The following is a 23820-nucleotide window of genomic DNA, read 5'->3' on the forward strand; positions in this document are numbered from 1 at the left end:
GAAGCAAGAAGAACAAGGGACTGAAGCACCATGACTGACGCACTGAAGCGCCTCAGCGACGAAGGCGTTGCGATCTGGCTGGACGACCTCAGCCGCAAGCGGCTGAACTCCGGCAACCTGGCCGAACTGGTGCAGAACAAGCACGTGGTGGGCGTGACCACCAACCCGACCATCTTCCAGAAGGCCATCGCCGGCGCCGGCGACGACTCCTACGACGGCCAGCTGCGCGACCTCGCCGTCCGCAAGGTCACCACCGACGAGGCGATCCGCATGATCACCACCTCGGACGTGCGTGACGCGGCCGACGTGCTGCGCCCCGTCTACGACGCCTCCAACGGCCGCGACGGCCGGGTCTCCATCGAGGTCGACCCCCGCCTGGCGCACGAGACCGCCACCACCGTGGCCGAGGCCAAGCAGCTGTGGTGGCTGGTCGACCGCCCGAACGTCTTCATCAAGATCCCCGCGACCAAGGCCGGCCTGCCCGCGATCAGCGAGGTCATCGGCAAGGGCATCAGCGTCAACGTCACGCTGATCTTCTCGCTGGAGCGCTACAAGGCCGTCATCGACGCCTACCTGACCGGTCTGGAGGCCGCCAAGGCCAAGGGCCTGGACCTCTCCCAGATCGAGTCGGTCGCCTCCTTCTTCGTCTCCCGCGTGGACACCGAGATCGACAAGCGCCTGGACAAGATCGGCGGTGAGGCCCGGAACCTCCGTTCCAAGGCCGCGCTGGCCAACGCCCGCCTCGCGTACCAGGCGTACGAGGAGGTCTTCGGCAGCGTCGACGGCAAGACCGCCGGCAACGCCCGCTGGGCCGCCCTGGAGGCCGTCGGCGCCAAGCCGCAGCGTCCGCTGTGGGCCTCCACCGGTGTCAAGGACCCGGCCCTGTCGGACACCCTGTACGTCACCGAGCTGGTCGCCCCCGGCACCGTCAACACGATGCCCGAGGCCACCCTGGACGCCACCGCCGACCACGGCGTGGTCACCGGCAACACCATCGTCCCCAACTACGCCGACGCCAAGGCCGTGCTGGACGCGATCGCCGCCGCCGGCGTGGACTACGACGACGTCGTGCAGCTCCTGGAGGACGAGGGCGTCGAGAAGTTCGAGCAGTCCTGGAAGGAACTGCTCGACACCGTCACCGCCTCGCTCGCCTCCTTCGCCGACGAGAAGTGACCCCTGCTCACAGCCAGCGCACGAAAGCGGAGCCCATCAAGTGAGCACTGATTTCCCCGAGTTGACGCCGGAATCGGACGCGGACGATCTCCCGCCCGCGGCCGTCAACCCGCTTCGTGACCCCTCCGACCGACGGCTCCCGCGCATCGCGGGGCCGTCCGGTCTGGTCATCTTCGGGGTCACCGGCGACCTGTCCCGCAAGAAGCTGATGCCGGCCATCTACGACCTGGCCAACCGCGGTCTGCTTCCCCCGGGCTTCTCCCTCGTCGGCTTCGCCCGCCGCGAGTGGGACGACGAGGACTTCGCCAAGGAGGTCCACGACGCCGTCCGGGACCACGCCCGCACCCCGTTCCGGGAGGAGGTCTGGCAGCAGCTCGCCAAGGGCATGCGCTTCGTCCACGGGACGTTCGACGACGACGACGCCTTCGACAAGCTGCGCGAGACCATCGAGGATCTGGACAAGGCCCAGGGCACCGGCGGCAACTTCGCCTTCTACCTGTCCGTCCCGCCGAAGTTCTTCCCGACCGTCGTCCAGCAGCTCAAGAAGCACGGCCTGGCCGATCCGCCGCAGGGCTCCTGGCGCCGCGCGGTCATCGAGAAGCCCTTCGGCCACGACCTGGAGAGCGCCCAGGAGCTCAACAAGGTCGTCCACGAGGTCTTCCCCCGGGACGAGGTCTTCCGGATCGACCACTACCTGGGCAAGGAGACGGTCCAGAACATCCTGGCGCTGCGCTTCGCCAACCAGATGTTCGAGCCGATCTGGAACCGGTCGTACGTCGACCACGTGCAGATCACCATGGCCGAGGACATCGGCATCGGCGGCCGGGCCGGCTACTACGACGGCATCGGCTCCGCCCGTGACGTCATCCAGAACCACCTGCTGCAGCTGATGGCGCTCACCGCCATCGAGGAGCCCGCCTCCTTCCACCCGAAGGCGCTGGTGGCCGAGAAGCTCAAGGTGCTCAGCGCCGTCAAGCTCCCGGCCGACCTCGGCCTGCACACCGTGCGCGGCCAGTACGCCTCGGGCTGGCAGGGCGGCGAGGAGGTCGTCGGCTACCTGGACGAGGACGGGATCGACCCCGAGTCCAAGACCGACACCTACGCGGCCATCAAGCTGGAGATCAACAACCGCCGCTGGGCGGGCGTCCCGTTCTACCTGCGGACCGGCAAGCGCCTGGGCCGCCGGGTCACCGAGATCGCGGTCGTCTTCCAGCGCGCCCCGTACCTGCCCTTCGACTCCTACGCGACCGAGGAGCTGGGGCAGAACGCCCTGGTCATCCGGGTCCAGCCGGACGAGGGCGTGACGGTGCGGTTCGGCTCCAAGGTGCCGGGCACCTCCTTCGAGGTCCGGGACGTCACGATGGACTTCGCCTACGGCGAGTCCTTCACGGAGTCCAGCCCGGAGGCGTACGAGCGGCTCATCCTCGACGTGCTGCTCGGCGACGCCAACCTGTTCCCGCGCCACCAGGAGGTCGAGCTCTCCTGGCAGATCCTCGACCCGATCGAGAAGTACTGGGACAGCCACGGCAAGCCCTCCCAGTACGCGGCGGGGACCTGGGGCCCCGTCGAGGCGGACGAGATGCTCGCACGAGACGGCAGGAGCTGGCGCCGGCCATGAAGATCGACCTCACCAACACGACGTCCAGCAAGATCAACGCCGCGCTGATGGAGGCGCGCCGGGCCCGCGGCTCCGGCGCCGCCGGCATGGTGCTCACCCTGGTGATAGTGACCGACGAGGGCAGCGCCTACGACGCCCTCAAGGCCGCCAACGACGCCTCCCGCGAGCACCCGATGCGCACCCTCGCGGTGATCAAGCGCGCCGGCCGCTCGCCCCGGGCGCGGGCCGAGACCCGGCTGGACGCCGAGATCCTGGTCGGCTCGGACGCCGGCTCCGGCGAGACGGTCGTCCTGCGGATGCACGGCGAACTCGCCTCGCACGCCCAGTCGGTGGTCCTGCCGCTGCTGCTGCCGGACGCCCCGACCGTCGTCTGGTGGCCGGACAACGCGCCGCACCACCCGGCGCAGGACCCGCTGGGCTCGATCGCCCAGCGCCGGATCACCGACGCCGTCACCGCGGAGTCCCCGGTCGGCCAGCTCGCCCAGCGCGCCCAGAGCTACACCCCGGGCGACACCGACCTGGCCTGGACCCGGATCACCGGCTGGCGCTCGATGCTGGCCGCCGCGCTGGACCAGCGGCCGTCCACGATCGTCTCCGCGGTCGTCGAGGGCGAGTCCTACAACCCCAGCGTCGAGCTGCTCGGCCTCTGGCTGACCAACCGGCTGCACGTGCCGGTCGAGCGGGTCGTCACCAACGGCCCCGGCATCACCGCGGTGCACCTGCGCACCAAGGACGGGGACATCACCCTGGACCGCCCGGACGGCCTGCTGGGCACGCTGTCCATGCCCGGCTCGCCGGACCGCCAGGTGGCGCTCAAGCGCCGCGAGACCTCGGAGCTGATCGCCGAGGAACTGCGCCGCCTGGACCCGGACGACATCTACGCGACGGCCGTGCGCACGCCCGTCGAGCGGCTGCAGGAACCGGTCAACGCCGAGACCGCGGCGGCCGAGAAGGTCGCCCGCGAGGTCGCCGAGGAGGCCGAGGTCGCCGTCGAGGAGGCCGCCGAGGCCGCTGTGGCCAACCCGGATCGGGTGACCGCCGAGGCGGCGGAGCGCAAGCCCGCGCGCAAGGCCGCCGGCAAGCGCACCACCAAGGAAGGCGCATGACCAACGCGACCCCGCAGCTGGTCGTCCACCGGGACAAGGAGCTGATGGCCCAGGCGGCCGCGGCCCGGCTGATCACCCGGATCGTGGACGCCCAGGCCGCCCGCGGCAGCGCCTCGGTGGTGCTCACCGGCGGTCGCAACGGCAACGCCCTGCTGGCCGCGATCGCCGCCTCCCCGGCGCGCGACGCGGTCGACTGGGGCCGGCTGGACCTCTGGTGGGGCGACGAGCGCTTCCTGCCCGCCGCCGACCCGGAGCGCAACGCCGTCCAGGCCCGCGCCGAGCTGCTGGACGCCGTCCCGCTCGACCCGGCGCGGGTGCACGAGATGCCCGCCTCGGACGGGGTGGACGGCTCGGACGTGGAGGCCGCCGCCGCCCGCTACGCCGAGGAGCTGGCGAAGGCGGCCGGGCCGGGCGACCGGCTCGGCGTCCCGGCCTTCGACGTGCTGCTGCTCGGCGTCGGCCCGGACACCCACGTCGCCTCGCTCTTCCCCGAGCACCCGGGCGTGCGGGAGACCGAGCTGACCGTGATCGGCGTTCGCGGGGCCCCCAAGCCCCCGCCGGTGCGCATCTCGCTCACTCTCCCGGCGATCCGCACCGCCCGCGAGGTCTGGCTGCTGGCCGCCGGCGAGGACAAGGCGGGCGCGGTCGCGCTGGCCCTGTCCGGCCCCGGCGAGCTCCAGGCGCCCGCCTCCGGCGCTTACGGCCGCAGCCGCACCCTGTGGCTGCTGGACCGCGCCGCCGCGGAGCGGATCCCGCCGCAGCTCTACCCGCCGGCCTCCGCGTAACCGGATCCGGCAACGCCGAAGGGCGCCACCGTCGTTCGACGGTGGCGCCCTTCGTGCTGTTGCCGCTGTCCGGGCCGAAGCCGTTGCGCTCAGATCTCGCCGCGGAGCTTCGCCAGCGCCTCCGCCAGGATCGCCTCGCCGTCGGCGTCGGTGCGCCGCTCACGGACGTAGGCGAGGTGGGTCTTGTACGGCTCGTTGCGCGAGGGCGCCGGCGGATTGTGCTGGTCCTGCCCCGCGGGGAAGCCGCAGCGCGGGCAGTCCCAGGTCTCCGGGATCGCCGCTTCGGCGGCGAAGCTGGGACGGGTCTCGTGCTTGTTCGCGCACCAGAAGGAGATCCGGTTGCGCGGGGCGGACTCGCCGCGCTCCGCCTCGCCCATCGGGCCGGCCCCGACCCTGCTGCCACGGATGGCATTGCCACTTGCCACGGTCTGACTCCCTGCGTACTGGTGCGCCGACCCGCCGCGGTGCGCGTCGGTGGCGAAAGTCGTCCTAGTGTAAGCAGGTGTTAAGCATCCGCCACCATCGCCTCCGCACCCGACCGTCCCAGGATAGGCGCTCGGGCGACGGGGCGTCAGGGATACGTCAGCTCTGGTACTTCAGCACCAGGCCCAGGATGATGATGGACGCGAACCACCCCGCGCCGACCACGATGGTGATGCGGTCCAGGTTGCGCTCGGCCACCGCCGAGCCGCCGCCGGTGGACATCGCGCCACCGCCGAACATGTCGGACAGGCCGCCGCCCTTCCCCTTGTGCAGCAGCACCAGCAGGATCATCAGCAGACTGAAGATGATCAGGGCAATCGAGAACCCGAGAACCACGACGGGACCAACTCTCTCGTATCTTCGGCGAAGGGGCCGGGCCGCGTACGGCGGTCCGGCCCCAAAGCCTACGTTGCTGCGGCGGCGTTAGCCTACTGCCTGCTCACGGTAGCGCACGATCTTGACGAACTCGTCGGCGTCCAGCGAGGCACCGCCGACCAGGCCACCGTCGATGTCCGGCTTGGCCATCAGACCGGCCGCGCTCGACGACTTCACCGAACCGCCGTACAGCACCCGGACCTTGCCGGCCAGCTCGGCGTCGTACAGCTCGGCGATCCGCGCGCGGATGGCGGCGCAGACCTCCTGCGCGTCCTCCGGGGTGGCCACCTCGCCGGTGCCGATCGCCCAGACCGGCTCGTAGGCGACCACGATCGACTCGGCCTGGTGGGCCGGGACGTCGGCCAGGCCGCCGTCCAGCTGCGCCAGGGTGTACTCGACGTGGGTGCCGGCCTTGCGGATCTCCAGCGGCTCGCCGACGCACAGGATCGGGGTGATCCCGGCGCGGTAGGCGGCCTTCACCTTGGCGTTGACGATCTCCTCGTTCTCGCCGTGGTACTGGCGGCGCTCGGAGTGGCCGATCACCGCGTAGGTGCACTTGAGCTTGGCCAGCATCGGGCCGGAGACCTCGCCGGTGTAGGCCCCGCCGTCGTGCTCCGAGATGTCCTGCGAGCCGTACTTGATCTTCAGCTTGTCGCCGTCGACCAGGGTCTGCACCGAGCGCAGGTCGGTGAACGGCACCAGGACGGCGACCTCGACGGCCTCGTAGTCCTTGTCGGCCAGCGCGAAGGCCAGCTTCTGGGTGTGCTGGATGGCCTCGAGGTGGTTGAGGTTCATCTTCCAGTTGCCCGCCATCAGCGGGAGACGGTCGGTCATGTGTTTCAGTCCTCCAGAGCGGCGAGACCGGGGAGGGTCTTGCCCTCCAGGTATTCGAGGCTGGCGCCACCGCCGGTCGAGATGTGTCCGAAGGCGTTCTCGTCGAAGCCCAGGATGCGGACGGCCGCGGCGGAGTCTCCGCCGCCGACCACGGTGAACGCGTTGCTGTCGATCAGGGCCTGGGCGACGGCCTTGGTGCCGTTCGCGTAGTCCGGGTGCTCGAAGACGCCCATCGGACCGTTCCAGAACACCGTGCCCGCGTCGGCCAGCTTGGCCGCGTACAGCTCACGGGTCTTCGGGCCGATGTCCAGGCCCTCCTCGTCGGCCGGGATCTTGTCCGAGTCGACGGTCGAGGGGTTCGCCGGGGCCTTGGTCTTGAGGTCCGGGAAGTCGGCGGAGACCAGGACGTCCGCCGGCAGCACGAACTCGACGCCGCGCTGCTCGGCCTCGGCCAGGTAGCCGAGGACGGTCGGGATCTGGTCCTCCTGCAGCAGCGAGATGCCGACCTCGTGGCCCTTGGCCTTGAGGAAGGTGTACGCCATGCCGCCGCCGATCAGGATCCGGTCGGCCTTCTTCAGCAGGTTGTCGATCACGCCGAGCTTGTCGGAGACCTTGGCACCGCCGAGCACCACCACGTACGGGCGGGCGACGTCCTCGGTGAGCTTCTTCAGCACGCCGACCTCGGTGGCGATCAGGTCGCCCGCGGCGTGCGGCAGCAGGGCCGGCAGGTCGTACACCGAGGCGTGCTTGCGGTGCACGGCGCCGAAGCCGTCGCCGACGTACAGGTCGGCCAGCGCGGCCAGCTGCTCGGCGAAGGACTTGCGCTCGGCGTCGTCCTTGCTGGTCTCGCCGGCGTTGAAGCGCAGGTTCTCCAGCAGCGCGACCTCGCCGTCCGCCAGCGCGGCCACGACGGCCTTCGCGCTGTCGCCGACGGTGTCGGCGGCGAAGGCGACGTCCTTGCCGAGGATCTCGCCGAGGCGCTTGGCCGCCGGGGCGAGCGAGAACGCCGGGTCCGGCGCGCCCTTGGGGCGGCCGAGGTGCGAGGCGACGACGACCTTCGCGCCGGCCGCGGCCAGCTTGGCGATGGTCGGCGCGACGGCGCGGATCCGGCCGTCGTCGGTGATCGTGTCGCCGTCCAGCGGCACGTTCAGGTCGGCGCGCACGAAGACGCGCTTGCCTTCGACACCGGCTTCGATGAGCTCTTCGATGGTCTTCACGGGGATTCGGTTTCTCCTGGGGAGATGGTTGATGCGCAGTGAGGCGGCACGGCGCAGGGGCCGCCTGAGAAGTCCTTGAGCGCGGAGCGAGGGCCCGGTCGGCACCGTACGCCGCCCGGGCCCTCGCCCCTACATCACGTCAGCTCCCGCAAGGTCAGAGCTGCCCGCCGACGAGGGCGACCAGGTCGACGACGCGGTTCGAGTAGCCCCACTCGTTGTCGTACCAGCCGAGCACCTTGACCTGGTTGCCCTGGACCATGGTGAGGCTCGAGTCGAAGATGCAGGAGGCCGGGTCGTTCACGATGTCCGAGGAGACGATCGGGTCCTCGGTGTAGGCCAGGATGCCCTTGAGCGGGCCCTCCTGCGCGGCCTTCTGGAAGGCCGCGTTGACCTCGTCCTTGGTGACCTCGCGCTCCAGGGTGACGACCAGGTCCGTGATGGAGCCGGTCGGGACCGGGACGCGCAGCGAGGTGCCGTCCAGCTTGCCCTTCAGCTCCGGCAGGACCAGGGCGGTCGCCTTGGCGGCACCGGTCGACGTCGGGATGATGTTCTGCGAGGCCGCACGAGCACGGCGCAGGTCCTTGTGCGGGAAGTCCAGGGTGACCTGGTCGTTGGTGAACGCGTGGACGGTGGTCATCAGACCCTTGACGATGCCGAAGCTCTCGTTCAGCACCTTCGCCATCGGCGCCACGCAGTTGGTGGTGCAGGAGGCGTTGGAGATGACGTGGTGGTTGGCCGCGTCGTACTTCTCGTCGTTGACACCCAGGACGATGGTGACGTCCTCGTCGGTGGCGGGCGCCGAGATGATGACCTTCTTCGCGCCGGCGGCGAGGTGCTTCTTCGCGGCCTCGGCCTTGGTGAAGATGCCGGTGGACTCGACGACGATGTCGGCGCCCAGGGCGGCCCACGGGAGGTTCGCGGGGTCACGCTCGGCGGTCACCTTGAAGGTGTGGCCGTCGACGGTGATGCTGTCCGCGGTGTGCGAGACCTCGCCCGGGAAGGTACCCAGGGTGGTGTCGTACTTGAGCAGGTGAGCCAGGGTCTTCGTGTCGGTGAGGTCGTTGACACCGACGATCTCGATGTCCGCGCCCTGGGCCTTGACCGCGCGGAAGAAGTTGCGGCCGATGCGGCCGAAGCCGTTGATGCCTACCCGGATCGTCACGAACCGATCTCCTCGTTAGGTACGCCGGGCGCGAGGCCCGGCGGGGGTGAGATTTGGGAAGTCCCCGACCGCCTACGACCCTACCCCTCCGGGGCCTCGCACGGCACATCGCGCCGCCTGCCGAGACCGGGCGTGGCGCGGCCGAAACCCGATTTCAGGCCGTCCGGCCTTGCTCCGCCGGGCAGTTGGTCCCGGGCCAGTGGTCTCTACCAATTCGGGTGTGCCGGCGGGTCCGGAAACCCGTTCGGGACGCCGTCCGCGACACCGTCCGGAACCCCCTCCGGGAAGCGGCCGGACGACGGTCCGCAGACGCCGACGGCCGGCGCCCCGGATCGGGGCACCGGCCGTGTGTTCGTCACGGAGCGTGAGCGTCAGTTCAGCGCCATCTCGTCGGTGAGGCTCGCCTCGGTGCTCGGCAGGCCGAGCTCGGAGGCCCGCTTGTCCGCCATCGCCAGCAGCCGGCGGATCCGGCCGGCCACCGCGTCCTTGGTCAGCGGCGGGTCGGCGAGCGCGCCCAGCTCCTCCAGCGAGGCCTGCTTGTGCTGCATCCGCAGCTGGCCGGCCGCGGCCAGGTGCTCAGGCACCTCGTCGCCGAGGATCTCCAGCGCGCGGGCCACCCGGGCGCCGGCCGCCACCGCGGCGCGGGCCGAGCGGCGCAGGTTGGCGTCGTCGAAGTTGGCCAGCCGGTTGGCGGTGGCCCGCACCTCGCGCCGCATCCGGCGCTCCTCCCAGGCGAGCACCGACTCGTGCGCGCCGAGCCGGGTCAGCAGGGCGCCGATCGCGTCGCCGTCGCGGATCACCACCCGGTCCACGCCGCGCACCTCGCGGGCCTTGGCCGGGATGCCGAGCCGGCGGGCGGCGCCGACCAGGGCGAGGGCGGCCTCGGAGCCGGGGCAGGTGATCTCCAGCGAGGAGGAGCGGCCCGGCTCGGTGAGCGAGCCGTGCGCCAGGAAGGCCCCGCGCCAGGCCGCCTCGGCGTCGCAGGTGGCCCCGGAGACGACCGCCGGGGGCAGGCCCCGGATCGGGCGGCCGCGGCCGTCCACGAGCCCGGTCTGGCGCGCGAGCAGCTCGCCGTCCTTGACCACCCGGACCACGAAACGGCTGCCGCGGCGCAGCCCGCCGGGGGCCATCACCACGAGGTCCGAGGAGTGCCCGAAGATCTCCAGCAGGTCCTTGCGCAGCCGCCGTGCCGCCGCTCCGGTGTCCAGCTCCGCCTCGATCACGATGCGGCCGCTCACGATGTGCAGTCCGCCCGCGAACCGCAGGATCGCCGACACCTCCGCCTTGCGACAGCAGGCCCGGGTGACCGGGAGCCGGCTGATCTCGTCCTTCACCGCTGGAGTCATCGCCATGGCCCGATCCTTCCATGTGTCCGGAAAATCCGGTCGTACGCTGCCGCCAACAGCTCGGGGTCGTGTCGCGGCGTCCCGTCGGTGCGGGCCACCGAGCCGAGCACCAGAGCCGCACCCATCCGCTCGGCGGCCTTCTCCAGGCCGTCCAGGTCGGCCTGGCCGAAGGCCCCGCCGGTGACGGCACGCTCGTCCACCAGGATCGCATCCACCACGAGGTCCGGAGCGTGGTCGGCGATGACCTCCAGGTGGCGCTGGGGGGTGAAGCCCTCGGTCTCGCCGGGCTGGGGGGCCAGGTTCAGGGTGAGCAGGCGGCGGGCGCGGGTCTCGGTGAGCGCCTTGGCCAGGTCGGGCACCAGCAGGTGCGGCAGCACGCTGGTGAACCAGGAGCCGGGGCCGAGCACCACCCAGTCCGCCTCCCGGACGGCGGTGACCGCCTCCGGGACGGCGGGCGGCCCGTCCGGCAGCAGCCGGATCGACTGCACGGTGCCCGGGGTCACCGCGACGTCGGCCTGGCCGCGGACGGCCGTGACCTCGGTGGGGTGCCGCGGGTCGTGGCCGCGGACGGTCGCCTCGATGTCCAGCGGCACCGCCGACATCGGCAGCACCCGGCCCTGCACGTTGAGCAACCGACCGACCCAGTCCAGCGCCGCCACCGGGTCGCCGAGCTTCTCCCAGAGCGCGACGATCAGCAGGTTGCCGACGGCGTGGCCGCCGAGCTCGCCGTTGCCGGTGAAGCGCTGCTGGATCACCTCGGACCAGGTGCGGCCCCAGTCGTCGTCCCCGCACAGCGCGGCCAGCGCCTTGCGCAGGTCGCCGGGGGGCAGCACGCCGAGCTCCTCGCGCAGCCGACCGCTGGAGCCGCCGTCGTCGGCGACGGTGACCACGGCGGTGAGGTCGGTGGTGAGCCGGCGCAGCGCGGACAGCGAGGCGGACAGGCCCTGCCCGCCGCCGAGCGCGGCGATCCTGGGCGCCGGATTGGCGCGGGCGGGACTGCTGCGCGGGCGGCCCGGCGCCGTGGGCCGGGCCGGGCTGCCCGCCCGGTCACCGGTCCTGCTCTGCGGCTGCCGCCCGGGCACGTATCCCGCCACAATCACCTCGTGTTCCTCGGCCCGCCGACCACTCCGCCGGCGGGCCCGGCAGGGAGGCGGCGGTTACTCCCGTCCCATGTCACGGTGGACGAGCACCGTCTCGACTCCGTCGGCGATGAGACGCTTGGTCAGACGCTCGGACATGGCGACGCTGCGGTGCTTGCCACCGGTGCAGCCTACGGCAAGCGTCATGTAGCGCTTCCCCTCGCGGCGGTATCCCTCGGTGATGACGCGCAGCAGCTGGGCGTAACCGTCCAGGAACTCGTTGGCTCCGGGCTGCTGGAAGACGTAGTCGGCGACGTCCGCGTCGGTGCCGGTGCGGGCCCGCAGTTCGGGCACCCAGTGCGGGTTGGGCAGGAAGCGGCAGTCCACCACGAGGTCGGCGTCGACGGGCAGGCCGTACTTGAAGCCGAAGGACATCACGGTGGCGCGCAGCTCGGGCTCGTCGTGGTCGGCGAACTGGGCGTCCAGCTTGGCGCGCAGCTGGTGCACGTTGAGGTTGGAGGTGTCGATCACCAGGTCGGCCTCGCCGCGCAGGTCGCGCAGCAGGTCGCGCTCCTGGGCGATGCCGTCCACGATCCGGCCGTCGGCCTGCAGCGGGTGCGGGCGGCGGACGCTCTCGAAGCGGCGCACCAGCGCCTCGTCGGAGGAGTCCAGGAAGACGACCCGGAGCCGGACGCCGCGCTTCTCCAGCTCGTCCAGCGAGGTGAGCAGGTCGTCGAAGAACTGCCGGCCGCGGACGTCCACGACCACGCCGATCCGGGCGACGTTGCCCTGGGAACGGGCGCCCAGGTCGACCATGGTCGGGATCAGGGCCGGCGGCAGGTTGTCCACCACGAACCAGCCGAGGTCCTCCAGGCACTTGGCGGCGGTGGAGCGGCCGGCTCCGGACATGCCGGAGATGATCACCAGCTCCGGCGCGTTCTCGGCCACGTCTGACACGGTCACTTCGGTTCCCCGCTCTCGGTCTTTCTGCTGGGGAGAACGCGTACGGCTCGGCCGCCCTTCCCCGGCCCGGGCAGGCGGGCGGGGCCGGGGCACACCGGCTGACGGGCGGCGTCGGCCGTCATGGCGTCTCCTGGGATGGTGCGGTCTGGGGTGCTGCTGCCACCGGCTCGGTAGTCTCGTCGACCCCGTCCTCGATGATCTCGCCGGTCGCGGTGTTGACCGCGGGTGCGGCGGGTGTACGGGACGACAACGCCTCCGCAACAGTCTGCGCGGTGCGGCGTCCGATGCCGGGTACCTCGCAGAGCTCGTCCACGGTGGCGGCCCTGAGCTTCTTCAGCGAACCGAAGTGCTTGAGCAGCGCCCGGCGGCGAGTCTCGCCGAGGCCCGGGACGGAGTCCAGTTCCCCGGCGGTGAGTCGCTTGGAACGCTTGTTGCGCTGATAGCTGATCGCGAAGCGGTGCGCCTCGTCGCGGACCCGCTGGAGCAGGTAGAGGCCCTCGCTGGAGCGGGGCAGCACCACCGGGTCGTCCTCGCCGGGCAGCCAGACCTCCTCCAGGCGCTTGGCCAGGCCGCACAGCGCGACGTCGTCGATGCCGAGCTCGTCCAGGGCGCGCCTGGCGGCGGCGACCTGCGGCTGTCCCCCGTCGACGACCAGCAGCTGGGGCGGGTAGGCGAAGCGCTTGGGGCGGCCGTCCTCGGTGCGCTGGCCGTCCTCGGGCCGGTCGTCCTCCAAGGGGCCCTCCTCGGGCTCCGGGACGGCCCACTCGCCGGTCTGCTCGCGCTCCTGGAGGTAGCGGCGGAAGCGCCGGCTGATCACCTCGTGCATGGAGCGGACGTCGTCCTGGCCCTCGAAGCCCTTGATCTGGAAGCGCCGGTACTCGCTCTTGCGGGCCAGGCCGTCCTCGAAGACGACCATGGAGGCGACCACGTCCTCGCCCTGGAGGTGGGAGATGTCGTAGCACTCGATGCGCAGCGGGACGGAGTCCAGCTCCAGCGCGTCGGCGATCTCCTGGAGGGCGCGGCTGCGGGTGGTGAGGTCGGAGGCGCGCTTGGTCTTGTGCAGCGCGAGCGCCTGCTGGGCGTTGCGCTGCACGGTGGCCATCAGGTCCTTCTTGTCGCCGCGCTGGGGGACGCGCAGGTCGACCTGGCTGCCGCGCAGGCCGCCGAGCCACTCGCGGACCGGCTCCACCGGGTCGGGCAGGGCAGGGACGAGCACCTCGCGCGGGACGGACTCGCCGCCGCCGTAGAGCTGCTGGAGGGCGTGCTCGACCAGGCCGGCGGTGTCGACGTCCTCGACCTTGTCGGTGACCCAGCCGCGCTGGCCGCGCACCCGGCCGCCGCGGACGTGGAAGATCTGCACGGCGGCTTCGAGTTCGTCCTCGGCGACGGCCAGCAGGTCGGCGTCGGTGGCGTCGGCGAGCACGATGGCGTTCTTCTCCATCGCGCGCTTGAGGGCGCCGATGTCGTCCCGCAGCCGGGCCGCCTTCTCGTACTCCAGGTCGGCGGCGGCCTCGCGCATCTGCTCTTCCAGCCGGCGCAGGTAGTTGCCGGTGCGCCCGGCCATGAAGTCGCAGAAGTCCTCGGCCAGCGCCCGGTGTTCGTCCGCCGAGACCTTGCCGACGCAGGGCGCGGCACACTTGCCGATGTAGCCGAGCAGGCAGGGCCGGCCGACCTGGCGGGCGCGCTTGAAGACGCCGTTGGAGCAGGTGCGGACGGGGAAGACGCGCAGCAGCAGGTCGACCGTCTCGCGGATCGCCCAGGCGTGGCCGTACGGGCCGAAGTAGCGCACGCCCTTCTTGTGCGCCCCGCGCATCACCTGGACCCGCGGGTACTCCTCGTTGAGGGTGACGGCGAGTTCCGGATAGCTCTTGTCGTCGCGGTACTTGACGTTGAACCGCGGGTCGAACTCCTTGATCCAGGAGTACTCCAGCTGGAGCGCCTCGACCTCGGTGCCGACCACGGTCCACTCCACCGAGGCGGCGGTGGTGACCATGGTCGCGGTGCGCGGGTGGAGGCCGGCCAGGTCCTGGAAGTAGGAGGACAGGCGCGGCCGCAGGCTCTTGGCCTTGCCGACGTAGATGACCCGGCCGTGGGCGTCACGGAACCGGTAGACGCCGGGGGACGTCGGGATCGCACCGGGCGCGGGGCGGTAGGTGCTCGGGTCAGCCATGGGTCCACCGTACCGACTGCGGCCGGGGCCGCGGGGCGGAGATCGTCAGGGGGGACCGTGACGGTCGTGAGGCGGTCAACTCGGTCAGCTCGGGGTCACCTTGAGGTTGCCGCCCTCGACCGTGACGGTGTAGGCGGGCAGCGGGGTGGAGGCCGGTCCGTCCTGCACGGCGCCGTCGGCGATGGCGAAGCGGCTGCCGTGGCAGGGGCACTGGATCTGGGCGTTCTTCACCTGGTCCACAAGGCAGCCGGCGTGGGTGCACCGGGCGTTGAACGCCTTGTACTGGCCGGCGGTGGGCTGGGTCACCACGATCTTCTGCTCGCGGTAGACCTTGCCGCCGCCCTCCGGCACGGCCGAGGCCGGGCCGAGGTCGACCGGGCTCTTGGGGGCGCCCTTGTCGGAGGAGGACGAGGAGGAGCATCCGCTGACCGCCACGGTGCCGCCGGCCGCCAGGACGGCCGCGGCCCCGCAGAGCAGGGTGCGGCGGGAGGCGGCGGGGCTGGTCTCGGGGGCCTCGGACATCGGTGCGCTCCTACGGTTGCTGCTGCTGCGAGGGACCACGGAAGTCTATGCGGCGCCCGCCCCGCCGTTCCCGGGGTGCCCCTGGCTGTCAGGGTGGCCCGGGACGGGCGGGGCGGGCGGGCGGAGCTACTTCTTCGCGGCGGCCGCGCGCTTGCGCGGCGCCTTCTTCACCGGGGCGGCGGCCGGGGCGTCCGTGAAGCCGGCCGGCAGGATGTCCCGCAGGAACTTGCCGGTGTGGCTCTCGGGGACGGCGGCGATCTGCTCCGGGGTGCCCTCGGCGACCACCGTGCCACCGCCGGAGCCGCCCTCGGGGCCCATGTCGACGACCCAGTCGGCGGTCTTGATCACATCGAGGTTGTGCTCGATGACGATCACCGTGTTCCCCTTGTCGACCAGCCCGCTGAGCACCTTGATCAGCTTGCTGATGTCCTCGAAGTGCAGGCCGGTGGTGGGCTCGTCCAGCACGTAGACCGTCCGCCCGGTGGAGCGCTTCTGGAGCTCCGAGGCGAGCTTGACGCGCTGCGCCTCGCCGCCGGACAGGGTGGGCGCGGACTGGCCGAGCCGGACGTAGCCGAGGCCGACGTCGTTGAGCGTCCGAAGGTGCCGGGCGATCGCCGGGACGGCCTCGAAGAAGTCCAGTGCCTCCTCGATCGGCATGTCCAGCACCTCGGCGATGGACTTGCCCTTGTAGTGGACCTCCAGCGTCTCCCGGTTGTACCGGGCGCCGTGGCAGACCTCGCACGGCACGTAGACGTCCGGCAGGAAGTTCATCTCGATCTTGATGGTGCCGTCGCCCGAGCAGTTCTCGCAGCGGCCGCCCTTGACGTTGAAGGAGAACCGGCCGGGCAGGTAGCCGCGGACCTTGGCCTCCTGCGTCTCCGCGAAGAGCCGGCGGACGTGGTCGAACACCCCGGTGTAGGTGGCCGGGTTGGAGCGCGGGGTGCGGCCGATCGGCGACTGGTCGACGTGCACCACCTTGTCCACCTGGTCGGTGCCGGTGATCCGGGTGTGCCGGCCGGGCACGCTGCGGGCGCCGTTCAGCTCCCGGGCGAGGTGGGTGTACAGGATGTCGTTGACCAGCGTCGACTTGCCGGAGCCGGAGACGCCGGTGATCGCCGTGAAGGTGCCGAGCGGGAAGCCGACCGTGACGTCCTTGAGGTTGTGCTCGCGGGCGCCGTGGACGGTCAGCTGGCGCTTCTTGTCCCGCTCGCGGCGGGAGCCCGGGATCGGGATGGACCGCTTGCCGGAGAGGTACTGGCCGGTCAGCGACTCCTTGTTGGTGAGCAGCTGCTTCAGCGAGCCGGAGTGCACCACCTTGCCGCCGTGCTCGCCGGCGCCCGGACCGATGTCGACCACCCAGTCCGCGGTCTTGATGGTGTCCTCGTCGTGCTCCACGACGATCAGGGTGTTGCCGATGTCGCGCAGCCGCACCAGCGTCTCGATCAGTCGGTGGTTGTCCCGCTGGTGCAGGCCGATGGACGGCTCGTCCAGCACGTACAGCACGCCGACCAGGCCGGAGCCGATCTGGGTGGCCAGCCGGATGCGCTGGGCCTCGCCGCCGGACAGGGTGCCGGCCGCGCGGTCCAGCGAGAGGTAGTCCAGGCCGACGTCGACCAGGAAGCGCAGCCGCTCGTTGACCTCCTTGAGGACCCGCTCGGCGATCTGCTTGTCCCGGGCGTTCAGCTTCATCGCGCCCAGGAACTCGGAGCAGTCGCTGATCGACATCGAGGAGACGTCGGCGATCGACTTGTCCTGGACGGTGACCGCGAGCACCACCGGCTTGAGCCTGGTGCCCCGGCACGTCGGGCAGGGCACCTCGCGCATGTAGCCCTCGAAGCGCTCGCGGCTGCTGTCGCTCTCCGCCTCGGTGTGCCGGCGCTGGATGAACGGGATCGCGCCCTCGAAGCCGGTGCTGTACGAGCGCTCCCGGCCGAAGCGGTTGCGGTAGCGGACCTCCACCTGGTGCTTGTGCCCGTGCAGCAGCGCCTTCTTGGCCCGGGCGGGCAGCCCGGCCCAGGGGATGTCGGTGCGGAAGCCGAGTTCCCCGGCCAGCGCGTCGATCAGGCGCTGGAAGTACTCCTTGGCGTGCCCGGCCGACCACGGGTGGATCGCGCCCTCGTCGAGCGAGCGCTCGACGTCCGGCACGACCAGCTCCGGGTCGACCTCCATCCGGTTGCCCAGGCCCGAGCAGTCCGGGCAGGCGCCGAAGGGCGAGTTGAAGGAGAACGAGCGCGGCTCCAGCTCCTCGAACGACACGTCGTCGTACGGGCAGTAGAGGTGCTCGGAGTACATCCGCTCGCGCTCCGGGTCGTCCTCGGGGAGGTCGACGAAGTCGAGGACGACCATGCCGCCGGACAGCCGCAGGGCCGTCTCCACCGAGTCGGTGAGCCGCCGCTTGGCGCTGTCCTTGACGGTGAGGCGGTCGATCACCACCTCGATGGTGTGCTTCTCCTGCTTCTTGAGCTTCGGCGGCTCGGCGAGCTGGATCGTCTCGCCGTCGACGCGGGCGCGGGAGTAGCCCTTGGACTGGAGGTCGGCGAAGAGGTCGACGAACTCGCCCTTGCGCTCGCGCACCACCGGGCTCAGCACCTGGAAGCGGGTGCCCTCGGCGAGCTCCAGCACCTTGTCGACGATCGCCTGCGGCGACTGCTTGGCGATGGGGCGGCCGCAGTGCGGACAGTGCGGCTTGCCGATCCGGGCGAACAGCAGGCGCAGGTAGTCGTAGACCTCGGTGATGGTGCCGACGGTCGAACGGGGGTTGCGGTTGGTGGACTTCTGATCGATCGAGACGGCCGGGGAGAGGCCCTCGATGAAGTCCACGTCGGGCTTGTCCATCTGCCCGAGGAACTGACGGGCGTAGGAGGACAGCGACTCGACGTAGCGGCGCTGGCCCTCGGCGAAGATCGTGTCGAAGGCGAGCGAGGACTTGCCGGAGCCGGAGAGGCCCGTGAAGACGATGAGGGAATCGCGGGGCAGGTCGAGCGAGACGTTCTTGAGATTGTGCTCACGAGCACCGCGGACGATGAGGCGGTCGGCCACTGCTTCTGGCGCCTTTCTCCGGGGCGAGACGGCTTGCGGTGAGTATCGGTACTTCTTCCAGGATGCGGCAGCAAGCCTATAGCTCAGACGTTCGAATCTCGACTCTGTCCAGCGGGGACCACCCGAACGAGTGAGGGTCACCCCGGGACGGTCCGCACCCGGACCGAAATACCCCCTGCTCAGGGCCCCGATTCGGCGGTAGCGTCGCCTGGTCAACGAGCGAAGCCCCGCATGGGCAACGCGCCGTCTCGTCACAGAAGGCAGATTCGATGACCGACCCACAGCCGACCGACCCGCAGTCCGCCTCCGCCTCCGCCACCCGGCACCTGGCCCAGGTCGAGGAGAGCACCCGGCACCTGCTGCACACCGCAGCCGAACTGAAGCCCGAGGCCCTCGCCGAGCCCTCCGCGCTGCCCGGCTGGACCCGCGGCCACGTGCTGGCCCACCTCGCCCGCAACGCCGACTCCCTGGTCAACCTGCTGAACGGCGCCCGCACCGGCACCGACATCCCCCAGTACGCCAGCCACGAGGCCCGCGACGAGGACATCGAGCGCGACGCGCCGCGGCCGCTGGAGGTCCAGCTCGCCGACCTGCGCGACTCCCACGCCGGCTTCGCCGGGGCCGCCGCGCTGCTGGGTCCCGAGGCCTGGGCCGCCGAGGTCAGGCACCGCTTCGGCTACGTCTTCCCGGCCTGCGACATCCCGGCCAAGCGCGTGGTGGAGCTGGAGTACCACCACGTCGACCTGGACGCCGGCTACACCCCCGCGCACTGGCCGGAGCCCTTCGCCGTCGCCCAGTTCCGCAAGCTCGCCGAGGGGCTGGCCGAGGAGGCCGACCTGCCGGCCGTCGAGCTGGTCTCGGACGACACCGGGGACCGCGCCGTGATCGGCACCGGCGAGGTGTCCCTGACCGTCGAGGGCCCGGTCCGCGCGCTGACCGCCTGGCTCTCCGGCCGCTCCGCCGGGGACGGCCTGCGCCGCACCCCCGACACCGCCCTCCCCCAGCTTCCCCCGATGGGCTGACGGAGCGAGGATGATCCCAGGAGCCACTGCAGAGGGAGCGAACGGATGACGTACCACGGAGCGGTCAAGGTCGGCGGAGCGCCGGACGTGCGGGAACTGGCCCACCTGATCATCACCAAGGTGGCCGTCGGCCCGTACGACAACAACGCCTACCTGCTGCGCTGCCGGGCCACCGACGAGCAGCTCCTGATCGACGCGGCCGCCGACGCGCCGGTGCTGCTGGAGACCGTCGGGGACGACCTCGAGACGGTGGTCACCACCCACCGGCACCACGACCACTGGGGCGCGCTGGCCGAGATCGTCGCTACCACCGGTGCCCGGACGGCCGCCGGCGAGCACGACGCCGAGGGCATCGACGTCCCCACCGAGCTGCTGCTCGCCGACGGCGACAAGCTGCGGGTCGGCGACGTGGAGCTGACCGTCCGGCACCTGGTCGGCCACACCCCCGGCGCGATCGTGCTGGTCTACGACGACCCGCAGGGCCACCCGCACGTCTTCACCGGCGACTGCCTCTTCCCCGGCGGCGTGGGCAACACCTGGGGGGATCCGGAGGCCTTCAGGTCCCTCTACCGGGACGTCACCGGGAAGATCTTCGACGTCCTGCCGGACGAGGCCTGGGTCTACCCCGGCCACGGCAACGACACCACTCTCGGGGCCGAGCGCCCGCACCTCGAGGAGTGGCGCGAGCGCGGCTGGTAGCCCGCCCCGCCGAACGGCCCGCCGGACGGCCGAGGCCCCCGCGACCGGTAGCGGTCGCGGGGGCCTCGGCGTGCTCCCGGCGGATCAGGCGTCGAGCTTCTCGTGCTCCTCGCGCTCGGCCTTCTTCGAGGCCCGCAGGCTGGTGAAGGTGGTGATCGCCAGCACCACCACGATGAAGCCCAGCGAGAACGGGATGCCGATCTCCGGGGCCCACGCCGCGCCGGCCTCGTGGGCGGCGTGCAGCACCAGCTTCACGCCGATGAAGCCGAGGATCACCGACAGGCCGTACGACAGGTGGACCAGCTTCTTCAGCAGGCCGCCGATCAGGAAGTACAGCTGGCGCAGCCCCATCAGGGCGAAGGCGTTGGCGGTGAAGACGATGTACGGGTCCTGGGTCAGGCCGAAGATCGCCGGGATCGAGTCCAGCGCGAACAGCACGTCGGTGGTGCCGATCGCCAGCATGACGATCAGCATCGGGGTGATCAGCCGGCGGCCGTTCTCCCGGACGAACAGCCGGGTGCCGCGGTAGTCGTCGGTGGCCGGGAAGCGGCCGGTGATCGACTTGAGGACGCGGTTCTCCTCGAACTCCTCCTCGCCCTCCTCCTCGGCGCGGGCCTCCTTGATCAGCTTCCAGGCCGTCCAGATCAGGAAGCCGCCGAAGATGAAGAACACCCAGGAGAACTCGGAGACCAGCGCGGCGCCGCCGGCGATGAACACCGCCCGGAGCACCAGCGCGATGATCACACCGAACATCAGCACACGCTGCTGGTAGATCCTGGGCACCGCGAACTTGCCCATGATCAGGATGAACACGAAGAGGTTGTCGACACTGAGCGACTTCTCGGTGATGTAGCCGGCGAAGAACTCACCGGCGGGCTGAGCGCCGGAATGCCACCAGAGGAAGCCGCCGAAGAGCACCGCCAGGGCGACCCAGACGGCCGTCCAGATCCCGGCCTCCTTGATCGAGACCTCGTGCGGCTTGCGCCCTCCGATGAAGAAATCGGCCACGATCAGTGCGATCAGCACCAGGATCGTGGAGACCCACATGGTCACGGAAACGTCCACTACTGCTCCTCCGGCAGGTAGGCGAGACAGACATCGTCACTGCCGGAGGTCTCTTCCGCCCATCGGGCCAGCGCCCCGGGATGCCGCGACGGGCATCCGTGATGACGGGGTCGGCTGTCGAGGAATACTCCCCTCCGCTGCCAACGAGAGTAACAGGAAGGGCAAAGAAAGGTAAAGAAGGTAAAGAACCGTCAGAGGAACGGCTCGATCGCCGGCAGCAGGTCCTGGAAGGTGCGCCCCTTGGCCGGCGCGCCGATCGCCTGCATCTCCCAGCCGCCGTTGCCGTCCCGGACCACCTTGGCCATGATCTGCCCGGTGTGCGGCCCGCCGCCCGCCAGCTCGTAGCGGGCCAGCTCCAGCCCGGTGGTCTCGTCCACCAGCCGGCAGTGCGCCCGCTGCACCTCGGCGAAGGTCTGCCCGGTGTACGAGCTCACCGTGAACACCACCTGGGTGATGTTGACCGGCACGTGCACCAGGTCGACCAGGATCGCCTCGTCGTCCTCGGCCCCCGAGCCGCCCTCCAGGTTGTCGCCGGTGTGCCGGACGGAACCGTCGTTGCTCTCCAGGTGCGAGAAGAACACCACGTCGGACGGGGTCTTCTCGGCGTACAGCAGCGCCGAGGCGTCCAGGTCGATCTTCCGGGTGCGGCTGCCGAACAGCCCGCGCTTGGGGGCCGCCTGCCAGCCCAGGGCCATCCGCACCACGGTCAGGGTGCCGCCCTGCCCCTTCTGGAGGCTGACCTTCTGGCCCTTGGCCAGGTTCACCGACACGACGTTGTCCTCTCTGCCGGCCGCGCGGTCACACCCGCGCGGCTCCACGGTGGAACACCCCGTCGCCGTCCCCCGGCTGAGGCCCCCTCTGCGTACGGCCCGCGATCCCGTCCCGCGGGCACGGTGCCGCAGGCCAGCCTAGGGCCTGCGACACCCCGCCCTTCCCCGGGTTTCCCCGTTTGTGGCAAGGCTGAGACACCCGTGGTCTTGACCGGTGCCATTCCGGCCAAGACCGTTCGCCGCGCGGAGGCTTCCCTCCGACGTACCTACGCCACACCGGCCTCGCGCATCTGCCGCAGTTCCCTCTTCAGCTCCTTGACCTCGTCGCGCAGCCGGGCCGCGACCTCGAACTGGAGGTCGGCGGCGGCCGTGTGCATCCGGTCGGTCATCTCCTGGATCAGGTCCGCCAGCTCGGCGGCCGGCAGGGACTTGCCCGGCTTGCGCTCCGCGCCCAGCGCCGGCACCGGGGCCTTGCCCTTGCCCTGGTTGCGGTAGCCGGTGGAGAGCAGCTCGTCGGTGTCGACGTCCTCGCGGGCGAGGGTGTCCAGGATGTCGCCGATCTTCTTGCGCAGCGGCTGCGGGTCGATCCCGTGCTCCTTGTTGTAGGCCTGCTGCACGGCCCGGCGGCGGTTGGTCTCGTCGATGGCCTTCTCCATCGCGGGGGTGATCCTGTCCGCGTACATGTGGACCTGGCCGGAGACGTTGCGGGCCGCGCGGCCGATCGTCTGGATCAGCGAGGTGCCGGAGCGCAGGAAGCCCTCCTTGTCCGCGTCCAGGATCGCCACCAGCGACACCTCGGGCAGGTCCAGGCCCTCGCGCAGCAGGTTGATGCCGACCAGCACGTCGAACCGGCCCGCCCGCAGCTCGCGCAGCAGCTCCACCCGGCGCAGGGTGTCCACGTCGCTGTGCAGGTACCGGACCCGGATGTCCAGGCCGAGCATGTAGTCGGTGAGGTCCTCGGCCATCTTCTTGGTCAGCGTGGTGACCAGGACGCGCTCGTCCCGCTCGACCCGCTTGCGGACCTCGTGCACCAGGTCGTCGATCTGGCCCTCGGTCGGCTTGACGATCACCTCGGGGTCGATCAGGCCGGTCGGGCGGATGATCTGCTCGACCTGGCCGTCGCCGCGCGACAGCTCGTACTGGCCCGGCGTCGCCGAGAGGTAGACGGTCTGGCCGATCCGCCCCAGGAACTCCTCCCACTTCAGCGGGCGGTTGTCCATCGCGGAGGGCAGCCGGAAGCCGTGCTCGACCAGGGTGCGCTTGCGCGAGGCGTCGCCCTCGTACATCGCGCCGATCTGCGGGACGGTGACGTGCGACTCGTCGATGACCAGGAGGAAGTCCTCCGGGAAGTAGTCGAGCAGGGTGTTCGGCGGGGAGCCGGGCTCGCGGCCGTCGAAGTGCATCGAGTAGTTCTCGACGCCCGAGCAGGTGCCGATCTGGCGCAGCATCTCGATGTCGTAGGTGGTGCGCATCCGCAGCCGCTGGGCCTCCAGCAGCTTGCCCTGCTTCTCCAGCTTGGCGAGGGTCCGCGTCAGCTCCGCCTCGATGCCGTTGACCGCGCGCTCCATCCGCTCGGGGCCGGCCACGTAGTGCGAGGCGGGGAAGACGTAGACCGAGTCGTCCTGGCTGATGATCTCGCCGGTGAGCGGGTGCAGGGTGTACAGCGCCTCGATCTCGTCGCCGAACATCTCGATCCGGACGGCCAGTTCCTCGTAGACCGGGAAGATCTCGACGGTGTCCCCGCGGACCCGGAAGGTGCCGCGGGTGAAGGCCACGTCGTTGCGGGCGTACTGGATGTCGACGAAGCGGCGCAGCAGGTCGTCCCGGTCGATCTCCTGGCCGACCTTCAGCCGCACCATGCGGTCCACGTACTCCTGCGGGGTGCCGAGGCCGTAGATGCAGGAGACCGAGGCGACCACGACGACGTCCCGGCGGGTGAGCAGCGAGTTGGTCGCCGAGTGCCGCAGCCGCTCGACCTCCTCGTTGATCGAGGAGTCCTTCTCGATGTAGGTGTCCGTCTGCGGGACGTACGCCTCGGGCTGGTAGTAGTCGTAGTACGAGACGAAGTACTCGACCGCGTTGTTCGGCAGCAACTCGCGGAACTCGTTGGCCAGCTGGGCGGCCAGCGTCTTGTTCGGCGCCATCACCAGGGTGGGCCGCTGGAGCTTCTCGATCATCCAGGCCGTGGTGGCCGACTTGCCGGTGCCGGTGGCACCGAGCAGCACGACGTCCTTCTCCCCTCCCCTGATCCGCCGTTCCAGCTCGGCGATCGCCGCCGGCTGGTCGCCGTTCGGCTGGAAGGGGCTGACGACCTCGAAGGGCGCCACGGACCGCTCAATACTCGTGATGGGACGCACCACTCAACGGTACGACCCACCACCGACAAGCGGGT

The 23820-nt window shown here is 70.9% G+C and carries 20 protein-coding genes; 6 read left to right on the forward strand and 14 right to left on the reverse strand.

Annotated features, from left to right (window positions below; genetic code table 11):
- The first annotated feature begins 30 nt into the window (after positions 1 to 30).
- The 4 genes from tal to pgl all read left to right on the forward strand — a co-directional run bounded on the left by tal (position 31) and on the right by pgl (position 4682).
- A complete protein-coding gene (tal, locus tag ACGF0D_RS05155; RefSeq protein ID WP_392914034.1) occupies positions 31 to 1173 on the forward strand; it encodes a transaldolase in 1143 nt (380 codons plus the stop codon).
- Between the two features lie 61 nt (positions 1174 to 1234).
- Positions 1235 to 2791 (forward strand): glucose-6-phosphate dehydrogenase, encoded by a 1557-nt coding sequence (zwf, locus tag ACGF0D_RS05160; protein WP_392914095.1) that lies wholly within the window; start codon positions 1235 to 1237, stop codon positions 2789 to 2791.
- On the forward strand, positions 2788 to 3897 hold the full coding sequence (opcA, locus tag ACGF0D_RS05165) for a glucose-6-phosphate dehydrogenase assembly protein OpcA (protein ID WP_392878518.1): 1110 nt from the start codon (positions 2788 to 2790) through the stop codon (positions 3895 to 3897). Before zwf ends, opcA begins: the two co-directional genes overlap by 4 nt.
- Positions 3894 to 4682: a 6-phosphogluconolactonase gene (pgl, locus tag ACGF0D_RS05170; RefSeq protein ID WP_392878520.1), complete on the forward strand. Its 789-nt coding sequence runs from the start codon at positions 3894 to 3896 to the stop codon at positions 4680 to 4682. The genes opcA and pgl overlap by 4 nt, the downstream gene beginning before the upstream one ends.
- 89 nt (positions 4683 to 4771) lie before the next feature.
- Here the strand turns inward: pgl and ACGF0D_RS05175 are convergent, their stop codons facing one another.
- The 11 genes from ACGF0D_RS05175 to uvrA form a co-directional block, all read right to left on the reverse strand.
- The gene (locus ACGF0D_RS05175; RefSeq protein WP_223245297.1) at positions 4772 to 5059 is read right to left on the reverse strand and encodes an RNA polymerase-binding protein RbpA; all 288 of its coding nucleotides are present in this window, start codon (positions 5057 to 5059) and stop codon (positions 4772 to 4774) included.
- A 205-nt stretch (positions 5060 to 5264) separates the two neighbouring features.
- Positions 5265 to 5501, reverse strand: a complete 237-nt coding sequence (secG, locus tag ACGF0D_RS05180; RefSeq protein ID WP_392878522.1) for a preprotein translocase subunit SecG — start codon at positions 5499 to 5501, stop codon at positions 5265 to 5267.
- A gap of 87 nt (positions 5502 to 5588) precedes the next feature.
- The gene (gene tpiA / locus ACGF0D_RS05185) at positions 5589 to 6374 is read right to left on the reverse strand and encodes a triose-phosphate isomerase (RefSeq protein WP_392878524.1); all 786 of its coding nucleotides are present in this window, start codon (positions 6372 to 6374) and stop codon (positions 5589 to 5591) included.
- A gap of 5 nt (positions 6375 to 6379) precedes the next feature.
- A complete protein-coding gene (locus tag ACGF0D_RS05190) occupies positions 6380 to 7591 on the reverse strand; it encodes a phosphoglycerate kinase (protein WP_392878526.1) in 1212 nt (403 codons plus the stop codon).
- A gap of 154 nt (positions 7592 to 7745) precedes the next feature.
- Complete coding sequence (gap, locus tag ACGF0D_RS05195) at positions 7746 to 8753, reverse strand: type I glyceraldehyde-3-phosphate dehydrogenase (RefSeq protein WP_392878528.1); 1008 nt, start codon at positions 8751 to 8753, stop codon at positions 7746 to 7748.
- Positions 8754 to 9124: 371 nt separating this feature from the next.
- Positions 9125 to 10105 carry a DNA-binding protein WhiA gene (whiA, locus tag ACGF0D_RS05200; protein ID WP_360340925.1) on the reverse strand — a complete coding sequence of 327 codons (981 nt, stop codon included), beginning with the start codon at positions 10103 to 10105 and terminating at the stop codon, positions 9125 to 9127.
- Positions 10096 to 11193: a uridine diphosphate-N-acetylglucosamine-binding protein YvcK gene (gene yvcK, locus ACGF0D_RS05205; RefSeq protein WP_392878855.1), complete on the reverse strand. Its 1098-nt coding sequence runs from the start codon at positions 11191 to 11193 to the stop codon at positions 10096 to 10098. Before yvcK ends, whiA begins: the two co-directional genes overlap by 10 nt.
- A 63-nt stretch (positions 11194 to 11256) precedes the next feature.
- Positions 11257 to 12141: an RNase adapter RapZ gene (rapZ, locus tag ACGF0D_RS05210; protein WP_380455137.1), complete on the reverse strand. Its 885-nt coding sequence runs from the start codon at positions 12139 to 12141 to the stop codon at positions 11257 to 11259.
- 118 nt (positions 12142 to 12259) lie between these two features.
- Positions 12260 to 14311 carry an excinuclease ABC subunit UvrC gene (gene uvrC / locus ACGF0D_RS05215; RefSeq protein ID WP_392914035.1) on the reverse strand — a complete coding sequence of 684 codons (2052 nt, stop codon included), beginning with the start codon at positions 14309 to 14311 and terminating at the stop codon, positions 12260 to 12262.
- Positions 14312 to 14395: 84 nt separating this feature from the next.
- Entirely contained in the window at positions 14396 to 14833 is a 438-nt protein-coding gene (locus tag ACGF0D_RS05220) for a Rieske (2Fe-2S) protein (RefSeq protein ID WP_392878535.1), read from the reverse strand.
- A 126-nt stretch (positions 14834 to 14959) separates the two neighbouring features.
- Positions 14960 to 17872 (reverse strand): excinuclease ABC subunit UvrA, encoded by a 2913-nt coding sequence (uvrA, locus tag ACGF0D_RS05225; RefSeq protein WP_392914036.1) that lies wholly within the window; start codon positions 17870 to 17872, stop codon positions 14960 to 14962.
- Between the two features lie 269 nt (positions 17873 to 18141).
- Between uvrA and ACGF0D_RS05230 the strand changes: the two genes are divergently transcribed.
- Complete coding sequence (locus ACGF0D_RS05230; protein ID WP_392878541.1) at positions 18142 to 18894, forward strand: maleylpyruvate isomerase family mycothiol-dependent enzyme; 753 nt, start codon at positions 18142 to 18144, stop codon at positions 18892 to 18894.
- Positions 18895 to 18939: 45 nt separating this feature from the next.
- A complete protein-coding gene (locus ACGF0D_RS05235; protein WP_392878544.1) occupies positions 18940 to 19593 on the forward strand; it encodes an MBL fold metallo-hydrolase in 654 nt (217 codons plus the stop codon).
- An 84-nt stretch (positions 19594 to 19677) separates the two neighbouring features.
- On the opposite strand, the gene ACGF0D_RS05240 is transcribed toward ACGF0D_RS05235, so the two are convergent.
- The 3 genes from ACGF0D_RS05240 to uvrB form a co-directional block, all read right to left on the reverse strand.
- Complete coding sequence (locus tag ACGF0D_RS05240) at positions 19678 to 20658, reverse strand: TerC family protein (protein ID WP_392914037.1); 981 nt, start codon at positions 20656 to 20658, stop codon at positions 19678 to 19680.
- Positions 20659 to 20849: 191 nt separating this feature from the next.
- A complete protein-coding gene (locus ACGF0D_RS05245) occupies positions 20850 to 21428 on the reverse strand; it encodes a TerD family protein (protein ID WP_392878548.1) in 579 nt (192 codons plus the stop codon).
- 266 nt (positions 21429 to 21694) lie between these two features.
- Entirely contained in the window at positions 21695 to 23785 is a 2091-nt protein-coding gene (gene uvrB / locus ACGF0D_RS05250; protein ID WP_392914038.1) for an excinuclease ABC subunit UvrB, read from the reverse strand.
- Positions 23786 to 23820: the final 35 nt, after the last annotated feature.

This window comes from Kitasatospora sp. NPDC048298 (genome assembly GCF_043201465.1).
Classification (GTDB): Bacteria; Actinomycetota; Actinomycetes; order Streptomycetales; family Streptomycetaceae; genus Kitasatospora.